The following is a 1,400-nucleotide window of genomic DNA, read 5'->3' on the forward strand; positions in this document are numbered from 1 at the left end:
GAGAGTGTTAACATAACTGTGTAAACTGGTTTTCTATCCAGTTTAGATAACTGTGCAAAGGGTTTATGATTCAACATCACATCTATCTTGACCAAATATATCAATAAAGTTTACAAGCATGGTAGCCCAGTCATCCTGTGGCTGGCTCCATTTTTTGGCTATTTGCATCAGTGCCAGGTACACTACTTTTTCTACTGCCTGGTCGTTGGGCAGGCTGCATTTTGTCTTTGTGTACTTTCTTATGATCCTGTTAATGTTCTCAATAATATTGGTGGTATATATTATTTTTCTGATGCACCCTGGAAACTCATAAAAGGTGCTCAGGTTTTGCCAGTTAGTCCGCCATGATTTTGCGATAAAGGGATATTTTTTAGACCATATACTCTCAAAGCTGTCAAGGTAGTGAAGGGCAGTAGCTTCATCTGAGGCGTTGTAAATCTTTTTTAGTTCTGCCACCACAGCTTTTTTATCCTTCCACATGACAAACTTCAGCGAGTTACGCAGTTGATGTACTACACAGATCTGTGTTCTTGCCCTGGGATATATGGTGCTGATGGCCTCAGTAAAGCCACGCAGGTTATCGGTGCTGCTGATTAGTATATCCTCAACCCCTCTGCGTTTTATATCTGATAGCACATTGACCCAAAAAGCAGCACTCTCACTACCGCAAAGCCACATACCCAACACCTCCTTATACCCCCGGTTGTTTAGACCCACAGCAATTTGCATGGCTTTGTTTTGAACCTTGCCATCCTGCTTTACCTTAAAGACAATGGCGTCCATCCACACCACCAGGTATACCTTTTCCAGGGGTCTTTTCTTCCACTGGTCAATGTGTTCGATGATGCGGTCTGTAATATGGGAGATATGGGCTTCACTGACCTCTACTCCATAAATGTCCTTAATAGCACTTTCAATATCACGGGTACTCATGCCATGGGAGTAAAGTAAAAGGACATGATCCTCTATCTCCTCCATTACTCTTTTACGCTTGGGTACTACCTGGGGCTCAAAACTCGATTCCCTATCCCTGGGAACCTCTATTGTAATATTACCAAGCTTTGTTTTAAGTGTTTTTGAGCTGGTTCCGTTGCGGCTATTGGGATACTCACAGGCATCAGGAGCATGCTTTTCATAGCCTACATGATTGTCCATTTCTGCCTGAAGCATCTCCTGGATAGCTTCTTTAAAGACTTGTTGCAATAAATCGCTGATGCCACCAGCGCTGGATTGCCGCTTTACCTGCTCTTTGAGCAAAAGCTTTAATTGTTCGCTGACTTCCATAAAAACAACTGTGTTTTAAAGTTAACTAATATCGTCCGGCAACAGCAGCTGAGGTAATCCTAATCACCCAACTGCTGTGCCTCACTATCCCTTTACACAGTTATCTAAACACTACC

1 protein-coding gene is annotated in these 1,400 nt (G+C 42.8%); it reads right to left on the minus strand.

The genetic code is table 11. The features are described 5' to 3' along the window. Nucleotides 1-63: 63 nt before the first annotated feature. A complete protein-coding gene (locus BUA53_RS20875; protein WP_072837326.1) occupies nt 64-1,284 on the minus strand; it encodes an IS256 family transposase in 1,221 nt (406 codons plus the stop codon). Nucleotides 1,285-1,400: the final 116 nt, after the last annotated feature.

Source organism: Flavisolibacter ginsengisoli DSM 18119 (assembly GCF_900129295.1).
GTDB lineage: Bacteria > Bacteroidota > Bacteroidia > Chitinophagales > Chitinophagaceae > Flavisolibacter > Flavisolibacter ginsengisoli.

Coding starts and splice junctions, on each gene's coding strand:
- BUA53_RS20875 (WP_072837326.1), bottom strand. CDS start 1,284: ATGGAAGTCAGCGAACAATTAAAGCTTTTGCTCAAAGAGCAGGTAAAG.